Annotated in this window: 27 protein-coding genes; 9 read left to right on the forward strand and 18 right to left on the reverse strand. The window is 69.6% G+C overall.

The window, feature by feature from the left end:
• Positions 1–55: 55 nt before the first annotated feature.
• Both spdR and AC07NX_RS20975 read right to left on the reverse strand, forming a co-directional pair.
• Entirely contained in the window at positions 56–613 is a 558-nt protein-coding gene (spdR, locus tag AC07NX_RS20970; protein WP_018061492.1) for a stationary phase response regulator transcription factor SpdR, read from the reverse strand.
• Between the two features lie 88 nt (positions 614–701).
• On the reverse strand, positions 702–2,111 hold the full coding sequence (locus tag AC07NX_RS20975) for an ActS/PrrB/RegB family redox-sensitive histidine kinase (protein WP_494644457.1): 1,410 nt from the start codon (positions 2,109–2,111) through the stop codon (positions 702–704).
• Positions 2,112–2,166: 55 nt separating this feature from the next.
• Between AC07NX_RS20975 and AC07NX_RS20980 the strand changes: the two genes are divergently transcribed.
• From AC07NX_RS20980 to AC07NX_RS20990, 3 genes are all read left to right on the forward strand, one after another.
• Positions 2,167–2,763 carry an SCO family protein gene (locus tag AC07NX_RS20980; protein ID WP_494644458.1) on the forward strand — a complete coding sequence of 199 codons (597 nt, stop codon included), beginning with the start codon at positions 2,167–2,169 and terminating at the stop codon, positions 2,761–2,763.
• A 95-nt stretch (positions 2,764–2,858) separates the two neighbouring features.
• Positions 2,859–4,115, forward strand: a complete 1,257-nt coding sequence (locus AC07NX_RS20985) for a polyhydroxyalkanoate depolymerase (protein ID WP_494644460.1) — start codon at positions 2,859–2,861, stop codon at positions 4,113–4,115.
• A 140-nt stretch (positions 4,116–4,255) separates the two neighbouring features.
• Positions 4,256–4,975 carry a YgjP family zinc-dependent metalloprotease gene (locus tag AC07NX_RS20990; RefSeq protein ID WP_494644462.1) on the forward strand — a complete coding sequence of 240 codons (720 nt, stop codon included), beginning with the start codon at positions 4,256–4,258 and terminating at the stop codon, positions 4,973–4,975.
• A gap of 84 nt (positions 4,976–5,059) precedes the next feature.
• Here the strand turns inward: AC07NX_RS20990 and AC07NX_RS20995 are convergent, their stop codons facing one another.
• The gene (locus AC07NX_RS20995) at positions 5,060–7,024 is read right to left on the reverse strand and encodes a transglycosylase domain-containing protein (RefSeq protein WP_494644463.1); all 1,965 of its coding nucleotides are present in this window, start codon (positions 7,022–7,024) and stop codon (positions 5,060–5,062) included.
• Positions 7,025–7,324: 300 nt separating this feature from the next.
• On the opposite strand from AC07NX_RS20995, the gene recQ reads away from it, so the two are divergent.
• Complete coding sequence (recQ, locus tag AC07NX_RS21000) at positions 7,325–9,214, forward strand: DNA helicase RecQ (protein WP_494644465.1); 1,890 nt, start codon at positions 7,325–7,327, stop codon at positions 9,212–9,214.
• A gap of 73 nt (positions 9,215–9,287) precedes the next feature.
• The gene (locus AC07NX_RS21005) at positions 9,288–9,584 is read left to right on the forward strand and encodes a hypothetical protein (protein ID WP_145686471.1); all 297 of its coding nucleotides are present in this window, start codon (positions 9,288–9,290) and stop codon (positions 9,582–9,584) included.
• A 16-nt stretch (positions 9,585–9,600) separates the two neighbouring features.
• On the opposite strand, the gene mmcB is transcribed toward AC07NX_RS21005, so the two are convergent.
• Genes mmcB through AC07NX_RS21020 form a run of 3 tightly spaced genes read right to left on the reverse strand, consistent with a single transcriptional unit; the run spans position 9,601 to position 10,616 of the window.
• Positions 9,601–10,059 carry a DNA repair putative endonuclease MmcB gene (gene mmcB / locus AC07NX_RS21010; RefSeq protein WP_494644466.1) on the reverse strand — a complete coding sequence of 153 codons (459 nt, stop codon included), beginning with the start codon at positions 10,057–10,059 and terminating at the stop codon, positions 9,601–9,603.
• 39 nt (positions 10,060–10,098) lie between these two features.
• On the reverse strand, positions 10,099–10,365 hold the full coding sequence (locus AC07NX_RS21015) for a Txe/YoeB family addiction module toxin (RefSeq protein WP_494644467.1): 267 nt from the start codon (positions 10,363–10,365) through the stop codon (positions 10,099–10,101).
• Positions 10,362–10,616, reverse strand: coding sequence for a type II toxin-antitoxin system Phd/YefM family antitoxin (locus AC07NX_RS21020; protein ID WP_494644469.1), 255 nt, complete (start codon positions 10,614–10,616; stop codon positions 10,362–10,364). The genes AC07NX_RS21015 and AC07NX_RS21020 overlap by 4 nt, the downstream gene beginning before the upstream one ends.
• A 124-nt stretch (positions 10,617–10,740) precedes the next feature.
• Between AC07NX_RS21020 and AC07NX_RS21025 the strand changes: the two genes are divergently transcribed.
• The gene (locus tag AC07NX_RS21025; RefSeq protein WP_494644470.1) at positions 10,741–10,947 is read left to right on the forward strand and encodes a hypothetical protein; all 207 of its coding nucleotides are present in this window, start codon (positions 10,741–10,743) and stop codon (positions 10,945–10,947) included.
• Here AC07NX_RS21025 and AC07NX_RS21030 read toward each other — a convergent pair.
• Together AC07NX_RS21030 and AC07NX_RS21035 are read right to left on the reverse strand one after the other, a co-directional pair.
• Positions 10,944–11,474 carry a lipocalin family protein gene (locus AC07NX_RS21030; protein WP_494644472.1) on the reverse strand — a complete coding sequence of 177 codons (531 nt, stop codon included), beginning with the start codon at positions 11,472–11,474 and terminating at the stop codon, positions 10,944–10,946. The genes AC07NX_RS21025 and AC07NX_RS21030 overlap by 4 nt on opposite strands.
• 87 nt (positions 11,475–11,561) lie before the next feature.
• Complete coding sequence (locus tag AC07NX_RS21035) at positions 11,562–12,686, reverse strand: ferritin-like domain-containing protein (protein ID WP_494644473.1); 1,125 nt, start codon at positions 12,684–12,686, stop codon at positions 11,562–11,564.
• 155 nt (positions 12,687–12,841) lie between these two features.
• On the opposite strand from AC07NX_RS21035, the gene AC07NX_RS21040 reads away from it, so the two are divergent.
• Positions 12,842–13,549 carry an NAD-dependent deacylase gene (locus tag AC07NX_RS21040; protein ID WP_494644474.1) on the forward strand — a complete coding sequence of 236 codons (708 nt, stop codon included), beginning with the start codon at positions 12,842–12,844 and terminating at the stop codon, positions 13,547–13,549.
• Positions 13,550–13,556: 7 nt separating this feature from the next.
• On the opposite strand, the gene AC07NX_RS21045 is transcribed toward AC07NX_RS21040, so the two are convergent.
• Both AC07NX_RS21045 and AC07NX_RS21050 read right to left on the reverse strand, forming a co-directional pair.
• Positions 13,557–13,979 carry an SWIM zinc finger family protein gene (locus AC07NX_RS21045; RefSeq protein ID WP_494644475.1) on the reverse strand — a complete coding sequence of 141 codons (423 nt, stop codon included), beginning with the start codon at positions 13,977–13,979 and terminating at the stop codon, positions 13,557–13,559.
• On the reverse strand, positions 13,976–14,377 hold the full coding sequence (locus AC07NX_RS21050) for a metallopeptidase family protein (RefSeq protein WP_494644477.1): 402 nt from the start codon (positions 14,375–14,377) through the stop codon (positions 13,976–13,978). The genes AC07NX_RS21045 and AC07NX_RS21050 overlap by 4 nt, the downstream gene beginning before the upstream one ends.
• Positions 14,378–14,537: 160 nt before the next feature.
• Here AC07NX_RS21050 and divL point away from each other — a divergent pair, with 160 nt between their 5' ends.
• Positions 14,538–16,850, forward strand: coding sequence for a cell cycle protein kinase DivL (gene divL / locus AC07NX_RS21055; protein ID WP_494644478.1), 2,313 nt, complete (start codon positions 14,538–14,540; stop codon positions 16,848–16,850).
• 174 nt (positions 16,851–17,024) lie between these two features.
• Here the strand turns inward: divL and AC07NX_RS21060 are convergent, their stop codons facing one another.
• From AC07NX_RS21060 to zapE, 8 genes are all read right to left on the reverse strand, one after another.
• Positions 17,025–17,345, reverse strand: a complete 321-nt coding sequence (locus AC07NX_RS21060) for a 2Fe-2S iron-sulfur cluster-binding protein (RefSeq protein WP_028039434.1) — start codon at positions 17,343–17,345, stop codon at positions 17,025–17,027.
• Positions 17,346–17,375: 30 nt separating this feature from the next.
• On the reverse strand, positions 17,376–18,626 hold the full coding sequence (locus AC07NX_RS21065; RefSeq protein WP_494644480.1) for an NAD(P)/FAD-dependent oxidoreductase: 1,251 nt from the start codon (positions 18,624–18,626) through the stop codon (positions 17,376–17,378).
• 163 nt (positions 18,627–18,789) lie between these two features.
• Entirely contained in the window at positions 18,790–19,572 is a 783-nt protein-coding gene (locus AC07NX_RS21070) for a succinate dehydrogenase iron-sulfur subunit (protein WP_018062150.1), read from the reverse strand.
• Positions 19,573–19,583: 11 nt separating this feature from the next.
• Complete coding sequence (sdhA, locus tag AC07NX_RS21075; RefSeq protein ID WP_494644482.1) at positions 19,584–21,371, reverse strand: succinate dehydrogenase flavoprotein subunit; 1,788 nt, start codon at positions 21,369–21,371, stop codon at positions 19,584–19,586.
• Positions 21,371–21,778 (reverse strand): succinate dehydrogenase, hydrophobic membrane anchor protein, encoded by a 408-nt coding sequence (gene sdhD / locus AC07NX_RS21080; protein ID WP_494644484.1) that lies wholly within the window; start codon positions 21,776–21,778, stop codon positions 21,371–21,373. The genes sdhA and sdhD overlap by 1 nt, the downstream gene beginning before the upstream one ends.
• A gap of 2 nt (positions 21,779–21,780) precedes the next feature.
• Complete coding sequence (gene sdhC, locus AC07NX_RS21085; protein WP_494644486.1) at positions 21,781–22,188, reverse strand: succinate dehydrogenase, cytochrome b556 subunit; 408 nt, start codon at positions 22,186–22,188, stop codon at positions 21,781–21,783.
• 208 nt (positions 22,189–22,396) lie between these two features.
• Positions 22,397–22,981, reverse strand: a complete 585-nt coding sequence (locus AC07NX_RS21090; protein WP_494644487.1) for a GDP-mannose pyrophosphatase — start codon at positions 22,979–22,981, stop codon at positions 22,397–22,399.
• Between the two features lie 9 nt (positions 22,982–22,990).
• Positions 22,991–24,109, reverse strand: coding sequence for a cell division protein ZapE (gene zapE, locus AC07NX_RS21095; RefSeq protein ID WP_494644489.1), 1,119 nt, complete (start codon positions 24,107–24,109; stop codon positions 22,991–22,993).
• A gap of 130 nt (positions 24,110–24,239) precedes the next feature.
• Here zapE and AC07NX_RS21100 point away from each other — a divergent pair, with 130 nt between their 5' ends.
• Positions 24,240–24,431 (forward strand): hypothetical protein, encoded by a 192-nt coding sequence (locus tag AC07NX_RS21100; protein WP_494644491.1) that lies wholly within the window; start codon positions 24,240–24,242, stop codon positions 24,429–24,431.
• Positions 24,432–24,564: the final 133 nt, after the last annotated feature.

Below are 24,564 nucleotides of genomic sequence, written 5' to 3' on the forward strand. Positions count from 1 at the left end.
CCGTCCTGGGCATAGGCGACAGCCCTCCCCCTGGTGGGGAGGGCCCTTGTAAAGCCTACCGCGGCGCCCGCTTGGCCAGGATCCGCTGCAGGGTCCGCCGGTGCATGTTCAGCCGCCGGGCGGTCTCCGAAACGTTATGGCCGCACATCTCGTAGACCCGCTGGATGTGCTCCCAGCGGACGCGGTCGGCGCTCATCGGGTTTTCGGGCGGGGCCGGGGCGGCGTCCTTGGCGGCCAGCAGGGCGCGGGCCACGTCGTCGGCGTCGGCCGGCTTGGAGAGATAGTCGATCACCCCGGCCTTCACGGCCGCCACGGCGGTGGCGATGTTGCCGTAGCCGGTCAGCATGATGACCTTGGCGTCGGGACGCACGTCGCGCACGGCTTCCACGACCTTCAGGCCCGTGCCGTCCTCCAGGCGCATGTCGAGCACGGCATGAGCGGGCGCCTGACTTCGCAGGGCGCTCATCGCCTCGGCCACCGAGGCGCAGAGCGTCACCGCGAAGCCGCGCTGTTCGAGGGCGCGACCCAGTCGCGTCCGCAAGGGCGCGTCGTCGTCGAGAAGCAGCAGGGACTTGTCGGGCAAAGCCGCGACCATTTCACCGATATCCGCCATGAACTTCAGCGCCTCCCACGCCGACACTCAACCAGGCCATGAGCGAGCCATCTTGTTGCCCATTTCGCGAGTGTCGCAAGTGTTTCATTTACAGCTCGCTCGCCCCGATGATCGCCGGCGCCTCCAGCGCCGACCTGGGCCAGCGCGCGGCGACCACCGCGCCGCCGCGCCGACCGTTCTTGAAATCCACGCTCGCCCCGGTTCGTTCCAGCAGCGTCTTGGCGATGAAGAAGCCCAGGCCCATGCCGATGTGGCCGGTCCTGGAGCCCTCCGCCCCCGGACGAGACGTGACGTAGGGCTCGCCCAGCTTGGCCAGGATCTCGGGCGAGAAGCCCGGCCCGTCGTCGCGCACCTCGATCACCACCGCGCGGGCGTCGAAGCGGGCCACGACGATGACCTCGGCCCGGGCGAAGTCGACGGCGTTCTCGACGATGGTCGTCAGGGCGTGGAGGATCTCGGCCCGCCGCCAGATGTCGGGCGCCGAATCGCCCGGCGGGCCGTTGACCACCGCCTCGACCCGAATGCCGTGGATCATGTGCGGCTCGATCACCTCGTGCACCAGCTGGGTGAGGCTGATGCGCTCGTGGACGGCGTCCTTGGCCTCGGGCATCTCGGTCAGGCGGGCCAGGATCTCGCGGCAGCGCGCCGCCTGGCCGATCATCAGCTCGGCGTCCTCGCGGGTCTGCTCGTCCGGGGCGTTGCGGACCATCTCGCGGGCCACGACCGAGATGGTGGCCAGGGGCGTGCCCAGTTCGTGGGCGGCGGCGGCGGCCAGGGCGCCCAGGGCCGAGAGCCGCTGTTCGCGGGCCAGCACCGTCTCGGTGACGTTCAGCGCCAGCTCCATCCGCGCCGACTCCGTCGCCGCCTGCCAGGCGTAGGCCCCGGTCAGGGCGATCCCCAGGATCCGCGCCAGCACGATGGTCATCAGGGTCAGGCCGCCGGGCACGGGTCCCGGTCCCGCCGACGGCGGATAGGGCGTGGGCAGGTAGAAGAAGGTCAGGACCAGGCAGGCCGCCACCGCCAGGGCTCCGATCGCCACGGCGAACCGGGCCGGCAGGGTGGCGGCGGCCAGGGTGACGGGGGCGATCAGCAGCAGGGAGAACGGATTGACGATCCCGCCGGTCAGGTAAAGCATCCCCGCCAGCTGCAGGGTGTCGAAGGCGATCTGGGCCGTGGCCTCGCCCTCGCGCGCCATCCGCTGGCCACCGAACGCCAGGCCGATCAGCACGTTCAGCCAGGCCGACATGGCGATCAGGGAAAAGCACAGGGCGTAGGGAATCTTCAGGTCCAGGACCAGGCCGGCCACCAGCACCGCGGTCGCCTGGCCGACCACCATCAGCCAGCGCTGGGCGATCAGGGTGCGGACCCTCAGGCGTCCGCGACGCAGCCCTGGCCCCGCCCAGGACCAGTCCTCGTCTTGCGCCGCCTCGACGTCGGGCTTATCGAGCCCCGACCGAGGCGAACTATGCGGCGCATTCTTGAGAGACGCGTCTGCCATGTCGCACCATAAGGCCAGAAATTCTCCCCTGGCGAGAGCGAAAGGTTCAAAGCCCATGCCCCGTCATCGGTTGCTTGCGATTCTGGCGGGTCTCCTGGCCGTCCTGCTGGCCGGCGGGCTGATCCTCAGGTCGGGCGTCCTGGACAAGGCCCCGCCCCCGTCCCTGGTGGGCGGACCGTTCCAGCTGGTCGACCAGAACGGCAAACCGACCACCGAAGCGACCCTGAAGGGCCAGTGGAACGCGGTGTTCTTCGGCTTCACCTACTGCCCGGACGTCTGCCCCGGCACCCTGCAGGCCCTGGCCGCCGCCAGTGACCAGCTGGGCCCCAAGGCCAAGGACCTGAAGATCGTCTTCATCTCGGTCGACCCGGACCGCGACCAGCCGCAGGCGATCAAGGACTTCCTGTCGGGTCCGACCCTGCCGAAAAATATTCTCGGCCTGACCGGCACGCCCGAGCAGACGGCCGCCGCCGCCAAGGCCTATCGCGTCTACTACAAGAAGGCCGGCGACGGGCCCGACTACAGCGTCGACCATTCCACGGCGGTCTATCTGATGGATCCCAAGGGCCGGTTCGTCAAAGTGATCCCTTACAACCTGCCGCCCGAGGAGATCGCGCGGCAGATCAAGGACGCCATGGACGGGCGCAGCTAGCGCCTGGCGCTTCCGCGACGCTGTACCGCTACCGGAAGGCTGTACTTTCCCCCGCCCTGGCGTGTTATGTTGCATCGCAACATTCTGGATGCGCCATGCTCTACGCCCTGCACGAGGCCAGTTTCTACGCCTCCACGCCCCTGCGACTCGCGGCCCGCGCGGCCCGCGACTTCTGGGGTTCGCCCCTGAATCCGGCGGCCGAGAGCGATCTTGGCCGCCGGATCCACGCGGGCGCCGACCTGTTCTCGAACGTCACCCGCCGCTACGGCAAGCCGGACTGGCGCATCGACACGGTCAAGGTCGGCCAGGTCGACGTGCGCGTGCGTCCCACCGTGGTCTGGGAGAGCCCCTGGGCGCGGCTGATCCAGTTCGACCGCGACATGGCCGACATGCGCCGGGCCGGCAAGTTCCAGCTGGACCCCGCCGTGCTGATCGTCGCGCCCCTCTCGGGCCACTACGCGACGCTGTTGCGCGGCACGGTCGAGGCCTTCCTGCCCGACCACGCGGTGTTCATCGTCGACTGGATCAACGCCCGCGAGGTCTCGGTCCTGCAGGGCCGCTTCGACTTCCACGACTATATCGACCACATCCGCCAGATGCTGACGGCCCTGGGACCGCGCCCCAATGTCGTGGCCGTCTGCCAGCCCGGCCCGCCGGTCCTGGCCGCCGCCGCCCTGATGGCCGAGGACGACGATCCCTCGCGCCCCGCCAGCATGACCTTCATGGGCTCGCCGATCGACGCGCGGCTGTCGCCGACCGTGACCAACCAGTTGGCCGAGGAAAAACCGTTCACCTGGTTCCAGTCGAACATGATCTACACCGTGCCCGCGCCCTATCCGGGCATGGGCCGGCGCGTCTATCCGGGCTTCGTCCAGCTGGCCAGCTTCATGAGCATGAACGCCGAGAAGCACCAGGCCGCGCACCAGCGCTACTTCCAGGACCTGGTCAAGGGCGACGGCGACAGCGCCGAAAAGCACCTGGAGTTCTACGACGAGTACCTGTCGGTGCTGGACCTGACCGAGGAGTTCTACCTCCAGACCATCGACATCGTCTTCCAGCAGCACCTGCTGCCCAAGGGCCAGCTGACCCATCGCGGCCGCCTGGTGAACCCCACGGCGATCACCGACATCGGCCTGATGACGGTCGAGGGCGAGAACGACGACATCTCCGGCATCGGCCAGACCCAGGCCGCCCACGGCCTGTGCTCGTCCCTGCCCGAGGCCCTGAAGGAGGACTATGTCCAGCCGGGCGTCGGCCACTACGGGGTGTTCAACGGCCGCCGATTCCGCGAGGAGATCTATCCGCGGGTGCGCGACTTCATCCTCAAGAGCGACCCGAACTTCGGGGACTAGGTTTAGACACGTCCTTCCGTTGTCATCCCGGAAAGCGCGCAGCGCTTGTCCGGGATGACAACGGATTGGGGATATCGGCAGGCGGTCGCCAAGGCGCCCCGACTCTTGCGCGACGCACCGCCAGGGGCGATCTAGGAACCATGAATCTTTTCCGCCCGCAGCGCTACGCCGACGGTGACCAGCTGGAGGTGCGCGGCTGCGCGGTGCGGCTGAAGGTCGACGGCCGGGCGCGGCGGATCTCGCTGCGGGTCGACCGGGCCAAGTCCGAGGTGGTGGCCCTGGCCCCGACCCCCCGCCGGTTGTCCGAGGCCGTGGCCTTCGCCCACGAGAAGGCCGACTGGATCGCCGGCCAGCTGGCCGCCCTGCCCAACCGCCAGGTCATCGCGCCCGGCGGGATCCTGCGCCTGTTGGGCCAGCCCTATCGGCTGGAGGTCGGCCCCGGCCGGCCGAGGATGACCGACGAGGCCCTGATCGCGCCCGACGACAGCGCCTGGGGCCTGCGCATCCTGCGCCTGGCCAAGCGCGAGGCCCTGGTCCGCCTGACCGAGCGCACCGCCCAACACGCCGCCGCCCTGGGCCGTCCCATGCCCTCGGTGGCCATCGCCGACCCCAAGGCCCGCTGGGGCTCGTGCCGTCCCGCGCGGCCCGGCCACCCGGCGGCGATCCGCTACAGCTGGCGGCTGGTGCTGGCGCCGTTCGCGGTGGCCGACTATGTCGTCGCCCACGAATGCGCCCACCTGGTCGAGGCCAATCACGGCCCGCGGTTCTGGGCCCTGTGCGAACAGCTGGCCGGCGACCCCGCCCCCCACCGCCGCTGGCTGCGCGCCCATGCGGCGGAACTGCACGCGATCTCGGCGTAGGACGCCGAGGACGCCTGCACGGCGGGGCGTCAACACACCGTCCCTCCCGCTTCCGGAGGGGGCCGCGTGGCGGGAGGATCGATGTCAGTAGGGCAGTTGCTCGGGCGCCGGCGTTCCGGCCGGCGGGGTTTCGGCGGCGGGACCTTCGGGCGCGGCGGCCGGGTCCAGCAGGGCGCCGATCGGATCGTCCGTGGCCGGGGCCGGCGGCTCGATCACCCCGCCGGGGATGGGGGTGGCCTTCAGGCGCGGCAGGGCCGCGGCCATGAAGTTGCGCCAGACCTCGGCCGGGGCGCCGCCGCCGGTGACCCGCTTCATCGAGGTGTTGTCGTCCTTGCCGGTCCACACCGCGGTGACGAAGCCGCCCGTGTAGCCGACGAACCAGGCGTCGCGGTAGTCGCTGGTGGTGCCGGTCTTGCCGGCGATGTCGTAGCCCGCGACCTTGGCCCGCGTGCCGGTGCCGCCGTCCACGACCTGGCGCATCATCTGGTTCATGTATTGCAGCGAGGGCGAGGCGATCACCTGGGCGCGCGGGCCCTTGTCGACGCCGTGATCGTACAGGACCTTGCCGCTGGTGGTGCGGATCCGCTCGATGCCGTAGCCCTTGGCCAGGAAGCCGCCGTTCGAGAACGGGGCGTAGGCCTGGGCCATCTCCATCGGCGAGACCTCGACCGCGCCCAGGGCCATCGACGGGTCCAGCTGGATCTTGCTGGTGATCCCCAGGCGGCGGGCGGTGGCGGCGACGTTGCTGGTGCCGACCTCGCTGGCCAGGCGCGCGGCGACCGTGTTGATCGATTGGGCCAGCGCCGTCTGCAGGGTCATCGGGCCCAGATATTTGTTGGTGTAGTTCTTGGGCTCCCAGTTGCCGATCTTCACCGGCTCGTCGACGACCATGACGCTGGGATTGCGGCCCTGGTCCATGGCGGTCAGGTAGACGAACGGCTTGAAGGCCGAGCCGGCCTGGCGGCGGGCGCTGGTGGCGCGGTCGAACTGGCTGTCGCTGTAGTCGGCGCCGCCGACATAGGCGCGGATGCGGCCCTCGCCGTCGATGGCCACCAGGGCCGCCTGCTGCACGCCCTGGCCCTTGTGGCCCTCGACCCCGGTCTGCACCGAGCGCTCGGCGGCCACCTGGATCGGCAGGTCCAGGGTGGTCTCGACGACAAGGTCTTCCGTGGGTTCGCCCACGAGCGAGCGCACCTGGGCGTCGACATAGTCGGTGAAGTACTGGGCGCGCTGGTTGGCCAGGGTGGCCGAGACACGGACCGGCTCGGCGAAGGCCTGATCGCGCTGCGCGGGGGTGATGGCCTTCATCCGCACCATCTCGTCCAGCACGATGGTGGCGCGGCGGGCGGCGCGGTCGCTGGCCGAGACCGGCGAATAGCGGGCCGGGGCCTTCATCAGCCCGGCCAGCAGGGCGGCCTCGCCGACGGTCAGCTGCGAGGCGGGCTTGTTGAAATAGCGCTGCGAGGCGGCCTCGATGCCATAGGCCCCCGCGCCGAAATAGACCCGGTTCATGTAGAGGGCCAGGATCTGCTTCTTGCTGAACTTCAGCTCCAGCCAGACGGCCAGGATCAGCTCCTGGGCCTTGCGGCGATAGTTCTGGGCCGGGCTCAGGAACAGGTTCTTGGCCAGCTGCTGGGTGATGGTCGAGCCGCCGCGCTGGGGGCCGCCCTCGTGGCTCAGATTCCAGATCAGCGAGCGGGCGATGCCCCAGGGGTTGAAGCCGATATGGTGGTAGAACTGGCGGTCCTCGATGGCGACGAAGGCGGCCGGCACGTAGTCGGGCAGGGCGTCCAGGTCGACCGGCGGCGCGTACTGGCTGCCGCGCACGGCCAGCAGGGCCCCCGAGCGGTCGAGATAGTTGATCGAGGGCTGGCGCTTGACGTCGTACAGCTTGGAGGTGTCGGGCAGGTCGCTGGCGAACACCGCGAAGAAGGCGACGACGAAGATCAGGCCCCAGACGCCCAGCACGACCGTCCAGTAGAACAGCGCCTGCAGGGGCGTGCGCTGCGGCTTCGCCGGCTTGTTCCCGCCGAAGGTACCGTTGGCCATGTCGTCCTTAATCCCGCAAACGCGCGGTCGCCCCGGGGGTCGCGCCGCACTTCGTTTAGCCGAAGCTCACAGAAGGCGCGACAAGATTGACGAGAGATGAACGCATCTTAACCCGCCTCGCGCGCCCCCTTGCACCTCGGGCGTGTTCATGGTTCGTTTCGCCTTCCGGTCGCGGCGCGAGGACGCTGGCGACCTTCCGTGCAGGGCCGTTGAAGCCGATGTCCGCTTTCAAGCCGATTTTGGGGGCCGGATCATGGCGCCGCGCTTGGCCTGGCCTCTCCACGCTGTCAAAAGACGCCCGTGTACGACCATCCTGATTCCGCCTTCGAGTCCCGCCCGTCGGGGCCGCCCGCCTCGCTCGAGGCGGCGCGCGAGGTGTTGCGCCGCACCTTCGGCCACTCGGACTTCCGGGGCCTGCAGGCCGGGGTGATCGGCGAACTGCTGGCCGGGCGCAGCGCCCTGGCCGTGCTGCCCACCGGCGGCGGCAAGAGCCTGTGCTACCAGATTCCCGCCCTGGTCCGCCCCGGCCTGGGCCTGGTGGTCTCGCCGCTGATCGCCCTGATGGCCGACCAGGTGGCGGGCCTGCAGCAGGCCGGGGTGGCGGCCGAGCGGCTGGACAGCAACACCCTGCCGGGCGAGCGGGCCGAGATCTGGCGGCGGATCGACGCCGGGATGCTGGACCTGCTCTACCTGTCGCCCGAAGGCCTGATGCAGCCGTCGATGCTGGAGCGGCTGTCGCGCCTTCCCCTGTCGCTGGTCGCCGTCGACGAGGCCCACTGCGTCAGCCAGTGGGGCCACGACTTCCGGCCCGAATACCGGATGCTGGGACGGCTGGCCGAGGTGTTCCCCCACGCCCCGCGCCTGGCCGTCACCGCCACCGCCGACGCCCGCACCCGCGACGACATCCGGTCCGAACTGCGCCTGCAGGGCGCGGCCGAGTTCGTCGACAGCTTCGCCCGCCACGAGCTGGCCCTGAACGCCGAGCGCAAGAAGGGCAAGGGCCACGACCGGGTCATCGAGCTGGTCACCGAGCGCCCCAACCGGGCCGGCGTCGTCTATGCCGGCAGCCGCGACTCCACCGAGAAGCTGGCCGAGAAGCTGATCGCCGAGGGGATCCCGGCCCTGGCCTACCACGCGGGCCTGGACAAGGCCGTGCGGGCCCGGCGGCTGGAGGAGTTCCTGGAGGCCGACGAGGCGGTGATGGTCGCGACCATCGCCTTCGGCATGGGGGTCGACAAGCCCGACGTCCGCTTCGTGATCCATGCCGACCCGCCGGCCGCCATCGAGGCCTATTGGCAGGAGATCGGCCGGGCCGGCCGCGACCGCCAGCCGGCCGAGGGCATCACGCTCTACAGCTCCGCCGACCTGGCCTGGGCCGTGCGCCGCATCGAGGCCCAGAGCGCGCCCGACGAGGTCAAGGCCGTGCAGTTGCGCAAGCTGCGGCAGTTCTACGCCATGCTGGAGGGCGTCACCTGCCGCGCCGCCGCCGTCCGCCGCTATTTCGGCGAGGAAGCGGTCGAGCGCTGCGGGGTCTGCGACATCTGCGTCTCGCCGCCCACCGGGGTCGACGCCACCCAGGCCGCCCAGAAGGCTCTGTCGGCCGCCCACCGGATGGGCGGCCGGTTCGGGCGCGGCCGTCTGGTCGACCATCTGCTGGGCAAGACCAAGGACGTCACCCCGGCCGAGGCGACCATGTCGACCTTCGGCATCGGCAAGGAGTTCAGCCCCCAGGGCTGGCGCGACCTGATCGACACCCTGGTGTTCGAGGGCCTGCTGCGCGAGGACCCCAACGACGGCCGGCCGCTGATCGGCCTGGGCGACGGCGAGGGCGTGCGCCAGGTCTATCGCGGCGAGCGGCTGGTCTCGCTGCGCCAGCAGCCGGCGACCGCCGACAGCCCGGGCCGTCCAAATGGAGGAGGGGCGGGGGCCGGCAAGACCGCCCGCAAGCGCCAGGCCCTGACCGTCCCGCTGGAGGACCAGGCCCTGTTCGAGGCCCTGCGGAGCTGGCGGCGCGAGGAGGCGGCGCTGCAGCACGTGCCGCCCTATGTGATCTTCCACGACGCCACCCTGGCCGAGATCGCCGCGGCGCGTCCGGCCACGGCGGGCGCCCTGGCCAAGGCCGGCGGCGTCGGCCAGGGCAAGCTGGACCGCTATGGCGAGGCGGTGCTGAAGGTGGTGCGCGACAACTAAGTCGCGCCGACGAGGGAAACGTTTCGCGGCGCGACGTGTTAGGCTGTTGGCGCCTCATTCCACGGGATTTCGCATGACTGACTTCACGATCAAGACTCCGGCCCCCAAGGCCTCCGCCAAGACGAAGGCCCAGGCCGGCGTCAAGCGCGCCAAGGCCGCCGTCGAGAAGGCGGTGGAGACCGTGGCCGAAAAGACCGAGGTCGCCCGCGCCTACGCCGCCGAGAAGGCCGACGTGGGCAAGGCCTGGACGGCCGAAAAGGCCCAGGTCGCCCACCAGCAGGCCGAGGAGCATCCCGTCGCCCTGGCGGTCGGGACCTTCGTGGCCGGTTTGGTGTTCGGCTTCCTGCTGGCTCGCAACTTCGACCGGTAGGCCTGGAGCGCCAAGTCTAGAGGGACAGCCGCTCGGCGTTGACGCCGGCGGCGCGCAAGGCGGCCATCCGGGCGAAGGCCAGGGTCAGCGCCTTGCGTCGCGCCGGGGCCAGCGGCGCGACCGGCGCCTCGCGCACCACCGCCCCGCCGAAGCCGTCGGCGACGATCAGGCCGGGGTCCTCGGGCAGGACGCCCTCGGGGAAGTGCGGCGCGACCGCGAAGTAGAAGGCGTCGCAATAGGGCGCATATTGCGGCCACTTGCGATCGATCCGGAAGTCCTCCAGCCCCGACTTGACCTCGACGATCAGCACGTCGCCCTTGGGGCCCAAGGCCATCAGGTCGGCCCGCCGGCCGTTGGGCAGCGTCACCTCGGCCAAGGGCGCGTAGCCCAGCGACACCAGGAACCGCGCCGCGCCGCGGGTCACCAGATCGGTGGTCTCGGGCCGCGAGGGCCGAAGGTCGATGACGACGTCCATGCTGAAAGCTTGTTCCAGCTTTGTTCGGGGATCAAGGGGTCAGTAATGATAGCGGCATTGCGCCACTTCCAGCCGCTGGTCGTCGCCGGAGCCGGCCATGCGGTAGACTAGGCGATCCTCCAACGTGATCCTTCGCGACCACCAGCCTTTCAGATCCCCCTTGAGGGGCTCGGGCTTGCCCGTGCCCTTGAAGGGTGTCCGCAAGCATTCCCGGATCAGGGCGTTGACGCGTTCGAGCGTGTTCGGCTCCCCGGCCTGCCAATGCAGATAGTCTTCCCAGGCTTGCTCCGAAAAGACGAGTTTCACGGCTCGATCAGCGTTCGCTCGGCGCCCTGTCCGGCGTCAAGCTGCGCGATCGAGGTCCGCAGGCGATCTGCGTTGGCCGGCGAGGAGAGGAGGTGCAGCGTCTCCTCCATCGCATGCCAGTCCGACAGCGAGACCATGACCACCGATTCCGCCTTTTGCCGGGTGATCACCACGGGCGCGCGGTCCTCGACCACCCGGTCCATCACTTCCTTGAGATTGGCGCGGGTGTCCGAATAGCTCAGCACGTCCATTGTGGACCCTCCGTGGAGCTCGCAAATATGTACGTATTTTCGTACATATTCAAGCCTGCTGACAAACCTCCACCGGCCCCGCCAGGCTGAAGACTAAGCGTCACAACAGGTCGATTCTGCTCTCATGTCCGTCACCGCGATGATCATCAACTTCCTGCCCATAGTCCTGCTGATCGGCGTGTGGATCTTCTTCATGGGCCGGATGCGGAAGGCCACGCCGGCGGTCGAAACCCAGTTGGCCTGCATGACCGCGCAGCTCGAGGAGACGCGCCGGATGAACCAGACGCTCGAGCGGATCGCCATCGCGTTGGAAGCGCGGCAGGACGCTTAGGCCGGCGGCTGCTGCGGATATTCGAGCTTGGCGTAGCCCAGGGCCTTCACCCGTTCCAGGGCCCGCGCCTTGGCGGCCGGATCCATCACCGCCTTGCGCGACAGCAGCCAGACGAAGTTGCCGCCAGGGGTGGCCATGATCGCCCAGGAATGGTCGTCGGCGCAGTCCAGCACCCAGTATTCCTGCTTCTTCAGCCCACCCAGGAAGCTCATGGTGAAGCGGGTGTTCTGGGAATTGGCGATGATCTTGCCGGTGGTGTCGAACGCCTTGGCCGCGCCGCTGGCCGAGCCCTTGCGGCAGACCTGGTGCACGGAAAAGCCGTCGGCGCCCTTGCCGGTGAACTCGGTGGTCGGGGCTTCGCAGTCGCGCTGGCCGGCGTTGGGCGTGCGGGCGATCTCGTACCACTTGCCCGTATAGAAGCTGGCCGCGATCGGCCTGGCCGGCGGCTTGGCGGCGGCGAAGGCCTGGGTGGCGAACATCGGTAGCGCGAGCAGGCTCGCGGCGATCAGGATCGTAAGTCTGCGCATGACGCCCATCTTGCCCCAAGGGACGCCAGAAACGCAAAGCGCCCCGCCGAAGTTCCGACGAGGCGCTCGGAGGCCGTGCGGCCAGGCCTACTCGGCGGCGATGGTCGCCGGCGTGGCGCGGTCCCTGAAGTTGATGGCCTGCAGGTGGCGGATGCCCTCCTCGGCGATGTCGTCGCCGACCATCCGCTCGCCCTCGCCCCGCAGTTCGTCGAGGTCGACATACATGGCGTAGAAGGCCTTGGTGCGCTCGGTGATGATGCCGGCGTTCAGCAGGGTCTTGACCAGCACCCGGAAGATGTTGGTCTGCTCCTTCATGTTCTCCCGACGCAGGTCGTCGGTCATGATCTTCCCGTACTCCTCGACCACCTTGTCGGGATCCAGGCCGAACTCGGCGTAGAGGTCCATCTGCTGGTGCGGCGAGACCAGGTTGAACAGCAGGGTCTGGAAGCAGTGCGCCGCCCAGTCCTCGATGATGGCGTGCTCCTCGGGGGTCAGCTTGGGCACCGTGCGGTCGGCCCAGATCTTCCCGAACTTGTGGTGGAAGGCCTCGTCGGTCATGACAAGCTGCAGCATCTTCTTGCCCAGCGGGTCGTTGATCTTGGTATAGAAGGTGGCGAAGGCGCCCATGGCCAGGCCCTCGACCAGCATCTGCATGCCGATGATCTTCTTGTAGACCTCCGGCGCGGCGATGATCTCGACCAGCAGCGCCTTCAGGGCCGGGCCGCACGCGACCGGCTTGCCCCAGCGGGCCTTGATGTACTTGGCGAAGGCCGTGACGTGCCGGGCCTCCTCGCGGGTCTGGTTGGCGGCGTATTCCTGCGCGCCCTGGTCCTTGAGCACGTGGCAGAGCGAGGCCGACAGGTTCAGCGCCCCCTGCTCGCCGTGCAGGATCGACGAGAAGCTGCGCAGCACCGACTGGTTGATGAAGCGGATGCGCTGCTTGGGGTCGCTGAGGTGGTCGGAGACGTAGTCGGTCGACAGGGCGATGACGAGGTCCTCGGGAACCAGGGCCTGGTTCTCCATGTCGAACGGCTCGTCATAGTCGATATAGGCCTTGTCCAGCGGGTCCCAGAAGTGGTCATGGGTCGCGGAGATGATCTTGTCGAAGGCGGTCGAGCGGTTGTTGTAGCGGTCCAGTTCGAGCATCGACTCGAAGTCGTCCGGCGCCACCGCGTCGTACATGGCGTCCTTGGTGATGTTCTTGTCCGTCACGGGAAGTTCCTCGCCAATGGGTCTGGACAGGATCCGTCTAGCGCGGGTCTCTTGCCTATCTAAACACTGTCAACTCAAAGAACCGGCGGGGTCAAATTAAAAATGACGGACGCGTCAGGTTTGCAAAGCAGCATCGCGGCGGGAGAAAATCAACCATGGGCCTGAACGTCTTCGTCCTGACCGGCGCCGGGATCTCCGCCGAGAGCGGCCTGGGCACGTTCCGCGACGCCAGCGGGATCTGGACGCAATACGACCTGTCGGAGGTGGCCACTCCAGAGGGTTTCGCGCGCGATCCGGCCAAGGTGCGGGCCTTCTACAACGCCCGTCGGGCCAATCTGGCGAGCGCGGCGCCCAACGCGGCGCACGTGGCCCTGGCCCGGCTGCAGAAGGGCCTGGCGGCCCGCGGCGGGCGACTGTTCCTGTGCACCCAGAACGTCGACGACCTGCACGAGCAGGGCGGCTGCGCCGACGTGGTCCACATGCACGGCCAGCTGCGGGCCACGCGGTGCCACGCCTGCCAGGCGACCTGGCCGGACCTGGAACCGTTGAGCGCGGACACCGCCTGCCCGCGCTGCCAGGCGACCGGAACGGCCCGGCCGCACGTGGTGTGGTTCGGCGAGACGCCGCTGTTCATGCACGGTATCGACGTCGCCCTGGAAGAGAGCGACCTGTTCGTCGCCATCGGCACCTCGGGCGCGGTCTATCCAGCCGCGGGCCTCGTGGCCCAGGCCCGGCGGCTGGGGATCCGGACCTGCGAACTGAACCTGGAGCCCTCCGACAACGCCCGCATCTTCGATGAGCGCCGCTACGGCCCGGCGACGGAGGTCGTGCCGGCCTGGGTGGACGAGGTGCTGGGCGGCTAGGGCGCGCCTACCCCTCCAGTCCCGCCAGCACCTTGGGGTCCTTCTTCGCCAGCTCGACGATCCGTTCGATCAGCGCGTCCTTGCCCTCCAGCGCCAGGCCGTCGCGCAGCCGGGCCAGGCGGTCGCGGACATAGCCCCGGCCCGTCGCGTCCAGCAGGTTGGCCGCCGTCACCACGGCCGCCTGGTGCTTGCAGGCTCCGAACTTGTCGAAGCCGGGACAGGTGCAGGCGCCCTCGCCGTCCGGCGCGCGCAGAACGACGACATAGAGGTCGCCGGCGCTGCCGGTCACGTGGCCCGTGACGGCGTCGTCCTCGATCGCCACCAAGTCGACGGCCCCGGCCTCGGCCATGGCCGCGCCGCTCTCGAACCAGCGCTCGTCCATCCGACCGCGCCAGGCGTCGGCGTCGAACAGGCGGTCGGAAGGGCTCATGTGTCGTCCTCGATGCGGTGGATGTCGTCGTCCGACAGGCCGAAATGGTGGCCGATCTCATGGACCAGCACGTGGGCGATCAGTTCGCCCAGGGTGACGTCGCCGCGCTCGCACCATTCGTCCAGGATCGGCCGGCGGTACAGGAACACCATCGACGGCTGCGGCGAGGGGTCGAGGATCGAGCGGCGGCCCAGGTCGACGCCCTGGTAGAGGCCGGTCAGCTCGAACGGATCCCCGATGCCCAGGTCGTCCAGCACCTCGTCGGCGGCGAAATCGTCGATGCGGAACACCACGTCGCCGGTCTGGCGTCGGAAATCGGCGGGCAGGTCGTCGAACGCCTGGCGCGCCAGGGCGGCGAAGTCGTCCAGCGACGGGGCGAGGCGGTCGGTCCAGGTCATGGTCGGTACATAGGCCGGCGCGACCGCGCGGGAAAGGCCGGGCCGACGAGGCGCGACGGGCCATGACGGCGGCGCTCATCGCGCTCTGGCCACGCGCGGCCTAATCTGTGAATCTGATTCGCGAACCACGTCCGCAGCCCGGGGGCCGACGACAAGCCTGATGACCTCGTCCGACTTGATCCTGGCCGCGACGGCCGGCGCGGTCTGCCTGGCCCTATGCGCCACTCTGTGGGCCATGTCGCAGCGTCGGCGGTTCGAGGATCGCCTCGCCCGCCTGAACGTCCGCGCCACGGCGCTGGAGACGCGGCTGATGGACGCCCAGGGCGCGGCCGAGGCCTTCGAGACCGCGGTGGTCGTCCTGCACGACCAGGGCGTCGACCTGGTCTCCGGCCAGGACGCCCTGGCCGCCTGCGCCGCGATCCTCGACGTCGCCGCCGACGCCCAGGCCGTGGTCGTGGCCCTGACCGAAGCCGATCCTTCCCACGCCCACAAGCTGAAGGGCCTGTTCGAGCAGGGCGAGGCCTGCGCCTTCGAGGCGCGCGGGGCGCGGGGCGGGGTGCTGGTCGAGGGCCGGGCGGCCGGGACCCGCGCCTGGCTGCGGCTGGCCGCGGCCGCCGCCGACGAGACCGGCCTGCCCGACGCCCGCCGCTTCGCCGCCTTCATGGACGGCCTGGTCGAGCCGGCCTGGATCTCCGGCGCCGACGGCGCGCCGGTCTGGGGCAACGCGGCCTATCTGCGCGTGGTCGGGGTCGAGACGGCCGCCGACGCGGCGCGCGACAACAAGTCGCTCGACCGGGCCGCCGACGCCCTGGCCGTCGAGGCCGCCAAGGCCGGCGAGCTGCGCGAGCTGGTCCGCTGGGTGCCGCTGGACGGCCGCCGCCGGGCCCTGCGCTTCTCGGCCCAGCCGCTGGACGGCGGCGGGGTCGGGGTGTTCAGCAGCGACGTCACCGAGGTCGAGGACATGCGCGACGCGCTGAAGAAGCACGTCGCCGCCCACGACGAGACGCTGAACCACATCGCCGACGGCGTGGCGATCTTCAGCGCCGGCCGCCGCCTGGCCTTCCACAACACCGCCTTCGCCGAGCTGTGGGGCCTGGAGCCGGCCTGGCTGGCCGAGCGCCCGACCCATGGCGAGGTGCTGGACCGCCTGCGCCAGCGCCGCCGCCTGCCCGAGACGGTCGACTACGCCAAATGGAAGGCCGCCGAGCTGGCGCGCTACGAGGACCTGGGCCCCCAGGCCGACGAGATGTGGGACCTGCCCGACGGCCGCACCCTGCGCGTCGTGCGCCAGCCCCATCCGCTGGGCGGCATGCTGCTGCTCTATTCCGACATCACCGGCGAGCTGCGGCTGAAGGCCCAGTACAACGCCCTGATCCAGGTGCAGCAGGCCACGCTGGACAAGCTGAACGACGCGGTGGCGGTGTTCGGCTCGGACGGCCGCCTGCGCCTGCACAACGAGGCCTTCGAGACCTTCTGGAACGTCTCGGCCCAGGCCCTGGAGGCGGCGGTCGACTTCGAGGGCGTGGTCGAGCTGTGCGTGCCGCGCCTGCACGATCTCAGCTTCTGGCGCGAGCTGAAAGGCCGGGTCGCCGATCCCGACCCGCAGATGCGCGCCCCGACCTCGGGCGAGACCCGCACCTCCGACAACCGGATCATCGTCTACCAGAGCCGCCCGCTGCCCGACGGCGCCACGCTGATCGCCTTCGCCGACGTCACCGACACCCGCGCCCTGCAGAACGCCCTGGACGACCGCTCGGCCGCCCTGACCGAGGCCGAGCGGCTCAAGCGCGACTTCGTCGGCAACGTCTCCTACGAGCTGCGCACCCCGCTGACGACGATCATCGGCTATTCGGAACTGCTGGAGCGCGCCGACGGCCTCTCGGAACGCAGCCGGGGCCACGTGGTCTCGGTGCGCGCCGCCGCCACCCAGCTGGCCCGCTCGATCGACGACGTGCTGGACATGGCCCAGATCGACGCCGGCGAGATGGCGCTGGAGATCGAGGACATCCGCGTGGCCGGCCTGCTGGCCGACGCCCAGGAGCGCTCGCTGAAGGTCGCCCAGCTGGGCGGGGTGACGCTGTCGGTGGAATGCGACAAGGACGTCGGCCTGATCCGCGGCGACCACAAGCGGCTGTCGCAGATCCTGGACCACCTGATCGAGAACGCCCTGCGCCAGACCCCGCCCGACGGCGTGGTCACCCTGTCGGCGCGGCGGGCCCTGGGCGAGGTGCGGCTGGACGTGTCGGACACCGGCCGCGGCGTGCCGTTCCACGTCCAGGCCCACATCTTCGACCGCTTCGTGGGCCGCGACCGCGGCGGCCCGGGCCTTGGCCTGGCCCTGGTCAAGGCGCTGGTCGAGCTGCACGGCGGCTGGGTGGCGCTGGAGAGCGAGCCGGGCGCGGGCTCGACCTTCACCTGCCACCTGCCCGAGACGCAGCAGCCGGGCGCAGCCCAGCCGGAGTTCGGGTTTTAGAATCCTTCTCCCCTTGCGGGAGAAGGTGTCGGCGAAGCCGACGGATGAGGGGTCGCACAGACGCGAAACGCCGCGAACAGCCTCCCGGCTGTCGCGGCGTTTCTGGTCTTCAACCCCTCACCCGACCTCGCTCCGCGAGGCCACCCTCTCCCGCAAGGGGAGAGGGAAAAGGCGTCAGTGCTGGCTTTCCGGCAGGCGCACGACCAGCCCATCCAGGGCGTCGCTGACCTTGATCTGGCACGACAGGCGGCTGTTCGGCTCGACGTTCTCGGCGAAGTCCAGCATCGACTCCTCCATGGCCGACTTGTCGCCGGTCTTGGACAGCCAGGCGTCGTCCACATAGACGTGGCAGGTGGCGCAGGCGCAGGCGCCGCCGCAGTCGGCGTCGATGCCCGGCACGTTGTTCTTCACCGCGCCTTCCATGACCGTCAGGCCCGGCTTGACGTCGATGACGTGGTCCGTGCCGTCGTGCTCGATATAGGTGATCTTGGCCATGGGTCCCCTGGACTGGTTTGAACGGTCGTTTTACGCCGCAACGTCTTTCATGGAAATCGCCGGATCCATCAACCTGGCGATATCGACGGGCGTGCGGCGGGCGATCAATTGCTTGCCGGCCATGAACTCGGGCGGCGCGTTGACCGCCTCGACGGCCTGGACGAGATCGCCCTTCAGGTGGAAGACGGCGAACTTGGCGGCGGCCACGTCGCCACGCACCACCTGGCGGTCGGCGTCGAACGGCAGGCCGGCGATCTGCAGTTTCAGGTCGTACTGGTCGGACCAGAACCACGGGATCTCGTGCGGCGGCATCGGCCGGCCGGCGATGGCGGCGGCGGCCTGCTTGGCCTGTTCCAGGGCGTTGGGCACGCTCTCCAGCCGGAACTGGCGCTCGTAGATCGGCAGCGGCCGGTGGGTCAGGTCACCGATCGCGAACACGAACGGGTCGGCCGTACGGGACTCGATGTCGACCACCACGCCGTTGGTGCAGTCCAGCCCGGCGTCGCGGGCCAGTTCCTCGTTGGGGATCGCCCCCACCCCGACCAGGGCGACGTCGCAGGCGATCACCGAGCCGTCCGCCAGCCGCACGCCGGTCACGTGGCCATCCTGGCCGTCGAAGCCCGCCACCTTGGCGTCGAGCACGAAGGTCACCCCGCGCGCGCCGTGATAGGTCTGGAAGAAGGTCGACAGGGTCTCGCAGGCCACCCGGGCCAGGACGCGCGGCTCGCGCTCGAGGATCGTGGCGTGGCCGCCCAGGGCCATGGCCGAGGCCGCCGCCTCCAGGCCCACATAGCCGCCGCCGACCACGGCTAGCCGCTTGCCGGGACCCAGGGCGCCCTTCAGGGCCTCGGCGTCGGCCGCCGTGCGCAGGGCCAGGACGCCGGTCAGGTCGGCGCCGGGGAGGGGCAGAGCGCGGGCGCGGGCGCCGGTCGCCAGGATCAGGTAGTCGTAGGGAAGGTGCTCGCCCGAGGCCAGGGTCACGGTCTTGGCGCCGCGGTTGATCGACACCGCCACCCCGCCCAGGCGCAGGGAGACCCCCGCCTCCTCGTACCAGCTGCTGGGCTTGAGCTGCAGGCTGTCGGCGTCGGCCTCGCCCTTCAGCCAGGCCTTGCTGAGCGGCGGGCGCTGGTAGGGCAGCAGGGGTTCGTCGCCGATCAGCACGATCGGGCCGGTGTGGCCGTACTGGCGAAGAAACGCCGCCGCCGAGCCGCCGGCATGGCCGGCTCCGACGATGACGACACGGCTGTTCAGATCGCCGGAACCCGCTTCACTCAACGCCATCGTCCTCCCGTTCGAGCAAAGATGACGACAGCGTCACCTTTTTGCAAGCCGACCGGCCTTGGGCTCGAAGGCCGGTCCTAGCGCGTGGCGGACCCGCCTTCTACGGCGATTGGATGAGCCTCGTCCCGAGCCCGTCGAAGGACGAGGCGAAAAGCGCGCCGGGCTAGACGACGCGCTCGACCAGCATCTTCTTGATCTCGGCGATCGCCTTGGCCGGGTTCAGCCCCTTGGGGCAGACCTGGGCGCAGTTCATGATCGTGTGGCAGCGATAGAGCTTGAAGGGGTCCTCGAGATTGTCGAGGCGGTCGCCCGTGGCTTCGTCACGGCTGTCGATCAGCCAGCGATAGGCGTGCAGCAGGGTCGCCGGGCCCAGATACTTGTCGCCGTTCCACCAGTAGCTGGGGCACGAGGTCGAGCAGCAGGCGCAGAGGATGCACTCGTACAGGCCGTCCAGCTTGGAGCGGTCTTCCGGCGACTGCTTCCACTCGGTCTGCGGCTCGGGCGTGACGGTGTGCAGCCAGGGCTCGATCGAGGCGTACTGGGCGTAGAACAGCGTCAGGTCCGGGATCAGGTCCTTGACCACCGGCTGCGAAGGCAGCGGGCTGATCTGCACGGCCTTGCCGGGGGTGTCGGCGTGGCCGTGGGTGCAGGCCAGGGTGTTGCGGCCGCCGATGTTCATCGCGCACGAGCCGCAGACGCCCTCGCGGCACGAACGGCGGAAGGCCAGCGTCGGGTCGATGGTGTTCTTGATGTAGAGCAGGGCGTCCAGGACCATCGGGCCGCAGGCGTCGACGTCCACCTCGTAGGTGTCCCAGCGCGGGTTGCGGCCGTCTTCCGGGTCGTAGCGGTAGATCTTGAACGACCGCGTGTTCTTGGCGCCGGCCGGGGCGGGCCAGTGCTTGCCGTTCTGGACGGTGGAGTTCTTCGGGAGGGTGAGCTGAACCATCGATCGTACCCTCAGTACACGCGCTGCTTGGGCGGGATGTAGTCGATGTCTTTCGACATGGTGTAGCTGTGCACCGGCCGGAAATCGATGTTCACCTTGCCGGTCGACTGGTCGAGCCAGGCCAGGGTGTGCTTCATCCAGTTGGCGTCGTCGCGCGTGGAGAAGTCCTCGCGGGCGTGGGCGCCGCGGCTTTCGGTGCGGTTGACCGCCCCGGCCACGGTGACGACGGCTTGGCCGATCAGGTTGTCGAACTCCAGGGTCTCCATCAGGTCGGTGTTCCACACCAGCCCGCGGTCGCTGACCTTGATGTCCCTGGCCTTGTCCCAGACCGCCTGCAGGCGCTTGACGCCGCTTTCCAGGCTTTCGCCGGTGCGGAACACCGCGGCGTCCTCCTGCATGGCCTTCTGCATCTCCAGGCGCAGGGCCGCCGTCGGCGTGCCGCCGTTGGCGTTGCGGAAGCGGTCGAAGCGCGCCACGTGGGCGTCGGTCATGCTGTCCTTCAGCTCGGGCTGGGTGGCCATCGGCTTGAGGATCTCGGCGCAGCGCAGGGCCGCGGCGCGGCCGAACACCACCAGGTCGATCAGGCTGTTGGAGCCCAGGCGGTTGGCGCCGTGCACCGAGACGCAGGCCGCCTCGCCCACGGCCATCAGGCCGGGGATCACCTGGTCGGGATTGTCGCCCGACTTGGTGACGACCTCGCCGTGGTAGTTCGTCGGGATGCCGCCCATGTTGTAGTGGACGGTCGGCAGGACCGGGATCGGGGCCTTGGTCACGTCGACGCCGGCGAAGACCTTGGCGGTCTCGGAGATGCCGGGCAGGCGCTCGTGCAGGATCTTCGGGTCCAGGTGGTCCAGGTGCAGGAAGATGTGGTCCTTGTTGGGGCCCACGCCGCGACCTTCGCGGATCTCGATGGTCATGGCCCGGCTGACCATGTCGCGCGGGGCCAGGTCCTTCACCGACGGGGCGTAGCGCTCCATGAAGCGCTCGCCCTCGGAATTGGTCAGGTAGCCGCCTTCGCCGCGGGCGCCCTCGGTGATCAGGCAGCCGGCGCCGTAGATCCCCGTGGGGTGGAACTGGACGAATTCCATGTCCTGCAGCGGCAGGCCGGCGCGCAGGGCCATGGCGTTGCCGTCGCCCGTGCAGGTGTGGGCCGAGGTGGCCGAGAAATAGGCGCGGCCGTAGCCGCCGGTGGCCAGGATGACCATCTGGGCCTGGAACCGGTGCAGGGTGCCGTCGTCCAGCTTCCAGGCGGTGACGCCCCGGCAGACGCCGTCTTCCATGATCAGGTCGAGGGCGAAGTACTCGATGAAGAACTCAGTGTCGTGGGCCAGGGACTGGCCGTACATCGTGTGCAGCATGGCGTGACCGGTGCGGTCGGCCGCCGCGCAGGTGCGCTGGATCGGGCCTTCGCCGAAGTTCTTGGTCATGCCGCCGAAGGCGCGCTGATAGATCTTGCCGTCCACGGTGCGCGAGAACGGCACGCCCCAGTGCTCCAGCTCGTAGACCGCGGCCGGGGCGTTGCGGGTCAGGTACTCGATGGCGTCCTGGTCGCCCAGCCAGTCCGAGCCCTTGACGGTGTCGAACATGTGCCAGCGCCAGTCGTCCTGGCCCATGTTGCCCAGCGAGGCCGAGATCCCGCCCTGGGCGGCGACCGTGTGGCTGCGGGTCGGGAACACCTTGGTCACGCAGGCGGTCTTCAGCCCGGCCTGGGCGCAGCCCAGCGCGGCGCGCAGGCCCGAGCCGCCGGCGCCGACGACGACGACGTCGAACTTGTGGTCGATGAACTTGTAGGCCGACATCAGAAGGCTCCGGTGAAGGCGACCTTGAGGATCGCCACGACCCCAAGAGCGCCGCCGAGGACGCAGACGAAAAGATTGGCGAGGACCAGGACGGTCTTGGTCGTGAAGTCCGGGATGTAGTCCTCGATCACCACCTGCACCGCGCCCTTCAGGTGGATCAGGGCGACGACGATCAGCAGGCTGAGCAGGACGGTGTTGTGCGGGATGGCCACCCATTCGGCGGCGCCGTCGAAGCCCAGGCCCGCCAGGCGGAGGCCGGCGAACAGGCCCCACAGGGCCAGCGGGATCAGGGCGAGGCCGGACACGCGCTCGGTGACGAAATGGCCGACGCCGTGGTGCGAGGCGCCCAGGCCGCGGGCCCGGGACATCGGCGTGCGGAAGCGAGCGGAAGAAGAAGGACCAGCCATGATCAGAGCGCTCCGGTTTGGGCGGCGATGACCCAGACGACGATCGCGCCGACCACCGCGAAGGCGATGGCGCCGGCGCCGGTCATGTCGGCGGTCTTCGGCGTGAAGCCCTTGCCCATGTCCCAGAAGGACTGCCGAACGGTGTAGGCGACGTTGTAGAGCAGGGCGACGGTCAGGCCGAACAGCACCAGCTTGCCGAGCGGCGAGCCCAGGGCCCCGGCGTAACAGGCGTAGGCCTCGGGACCCGAGGCCAGGGCGACGGCCCAGCCGGCCAGCAGCAGGACGCCGACATACAGCGCGAACACGCAGGCCCGGTGCAGGATCGAGCAGGCCATGGTGATGTGCCAGCGCCAGACTTGCAGGTGTGGCGACAGGGGGCGGTCGGGAAGTCCCCCGCGGGTGTCGGTCATGGTTGCGTCCAACCTTTGGCTTTGTGCGTTGCGGGATGCTTTTAAGCGCGACGCCGGGGGTGTCAACGCGGCCGCCCTTGTTGAGAAACGTTCTCAGCGCTTCATCGGCAGGGCGTTGTCCGACGGTCCATGGCCCTCGAGAAAATCCACGCTCTCTTTGACATTGTCATCCCGGACAACCGCCTTTGGACGATTACGGACTCCGGACCTAGGGCCGAAACAGATTCAGCGCCACGTGCTGCAGCAGCATGATGGTCTTGGCGTCGCGGATGCGGCCGTCGGCGATCATGGCCAGGGCCTCGTCGATATCCAGCTCCAGCACCTCGATGTCCTCCCCCTCGTCCGGATGGCCGCCGCCGTCGCCGATGCGCATCGTCGCGTCGTACGGGGCGACGAAGAAGTGCAGGATCTCGGTCACCGAGCCCGGGCTCATGAAGGCCTGGAACACCGGCGTCACCGCGCCGAGGCGATAGCCCAGCTCCTCCTCGACCTCGGCGCGGATGCGCACCTCCGGCTCGGCGTCGTCCAGCAGGCCGGCGGCGGCCTCGATCAGCAGGTCGTCGTGGCCGTTGACGAAGGCCGGATAGCGGAACTGCTTGACCAGCAGCACGGTGCGACGGGCCAGGTCGTAGGGCAGCAGCACCGCCCCGTTGCCGCGGTCGTAGACCTCCCGGGACTGGGTCTGCCAGGTCCCGTCGCGGCGCTTCCAGTCGAAGGTGGTCGTCTTCAGGACGTACCAGTTGTCCGACAGCAGCCGGGTCTCGTGGACGCGGACGCGATCCTTGACGCTCATTGGCCTCTCCTAGTCCCGCACCCGGGCCACATAGTCGGCCGAGCGCATCTCCTGCAGGCGCGACACCGTCCGCTCGAACTCGAACGCCCCGTCGCCGGCCGGATACAGCGCCTCCGGCTCGCCGCGGGCCAGGGCCACCAGCTTGGCGTCGGCCTCGTAGAGGGCGTCGACCAGGGTGTTGAACCGCTTGGCCGCGTCGCGCCGCTCGGGGGTCAGCAACGGCACGTCCTCGAGGAACAGGGTGTGGAAGCGCTCGGCGATCGCCAGATAGTCCTGCGGCCCCAGGGCCTGCTGGCACAGGCTGGCGAACGAGGCGCGCAGCAGGCCGCCGGCGGCCCGGGGGAAGTGCATCTTGCGGCCCAGCACCTCCAGCTTGGCGCCGGTCTCCTCGGCCCCGTCCAGCATGTCGGTCCACAGAGCGTCGAACGCGACGGCGTTGGCCTTGTCGTCGGGCGCCAGCCAGGTGCGGGCGGCGCGCAGGCGGTCCAGCCGGAAGTCCACCGGCCCGCGCACCGCCACGACCTCCAGCCTCTCCTTCAGCATCTCGATGAACGGCGTGAAGAGCTGGCGGTTGAGGCCGTCCTTGTAGAGGTCGTCGGGCGGGCGGTTGGAGGTGGCCACCAGGGTCACGCCCTGGGCGAACAGGGCCTCGAACAGCCGGCCCAGGATCATCGCGTCCGCGATATCGGTGACCTGCAGCTCGTCGAAGCACAGCAGGCGGGCGTCGGCGGCGATCAGGTCGGCGGTCGGGGCGATCGGATCGTCGCCCTTGTGCTGGCCGAAGCGCGCCTTGCGCTCGCCCGCGTCGCCCTTGCGCCAGGCGTTGATGTGCTCGTGCACCTGCGCCATGAACACGTGGAAGTGCACCCGGCGCTTTCTGGTCACCGGGGCGCTGTCGAAGAACAGGTCCATCAGCATGGACTTGCCGCGCCCGACCGGCCCCCACAGATAGACGCCCTTCTGGCCCTTGGGCTTGCGGCCGAACAGCGAGAAGCCGGGCTCGCCGGCGTTGTCGAGGTCGGCCTCCAGCCGCGACAGGGCGTCGACCGCGGCGGCCTGGGCGACGTCGGGCTTGATCTCGCCCTGGGCCAGGCGTTCTCGGTAGGCGGTGCGGACGGACGTGGGCATCGCCGATCCGGTTAGCGCGGCGGCGGCGGCGGGGAAAGGCCCAACAGGCGCGCGAAGGTCACGAACCGGTCATGAAACGTGGCCGGGGGCGAGGCCGTTAGCTTCCCTGACACGTCAGAAGGAGACCGACATGGCCCAGCCCGAAGACCGCGCGATTCCCTCGGACCTCGCGCCCGAAGGCGCGACGGCGGCGCTGTACGACGCCGACGACAACCTGGAGCTCGACACCGGCGCCGCGCCCCGCGACGGCGACCTCGACCACCAGCACGGAACCAAGACCCGCCAGGCCCGCAAGGCCGAGATCAGCAACCGGCCGGTCTAGGGTTCACCCTCTTTCGATACCTGTTCGCGTTGTCATCCCGGAAAGCGCGCAGCGCTTGTCCGGGACCCAGGTGAACCGCAAGGCCTTTACCCAGTCCCCTGGGTCCCGGACAGCCTCTGCGAGGCTTCCGGGA

Source organism: Caulobacter sp. GW821-FHT09A05, assembly GCF_059418465.1.